The following is a 450-nucleotide window of genomic DNA, read 5'->3' as shown; positions in this document are numbered from 1 at the left end:
GGGGATGACGTCAAATCATCATGCCCCTTATGACCTGGGCTACACACGTGCTACAATGGGTGGTACAACGAGCAGCGAGACCGCGAGGTCAAGCGAATCTCTAAAAACCATCCTCAGTTCGGATTGTAGGCTGCAACTCGCCTACATGAAGCTGGAATCGCTAGTAATCGCGGATCAGCACGCCGCGGTGAATACGTTCCCGGGCCTTGTACACACCGCCCGTCACACCATGAGAGTTTGTAACACCCAAAGCCGGTAGGACAACCGCAAGGAGTCAGCCGTCTAAGGTGGGACAAATGATTAGGGTGAAGTCGTAACAAGGTAGCCGTAGGAGAACCTGCGGCTGGATCACCTCCTTTCTAAGGAATAAGTCCTGTGACCCTAGGTCACAGGCAAACGGAAACCGATACAGTCAAAACTTTGTTCAGTTTTGAGAGGCCTGCCTCTCAA

The 450-nt window shown here is 52.4% G+C and carries 1 rRNA gene; it reads left to right on the top strand.

From position 1 onward, the window contains the following. A 16S ribosomal RNA gene (locus tag FD09_RS15665) occupies nt 1-359 on the top strand; the annotation flags it as partial. Nucleotides 360-450: the final 91 nt, after the last annotated feature.

This window comes from Schleiferilactobacillus perolens DSM 12744, from assembly GCF_001435585.1.
Classification (GTDB): domain Bacteria; phylum Bacillota; class Bacilli; order Lactobacillales; family Lactobacillaceae; genus Schleiferilactobacillus; species Schleiferilactobacillus perolens.
The sequence above is the reverse complement of the archived record's forward strand: the minus strand, read 5'-3'. Positions and strand labels throughout refer to the sequence as shown.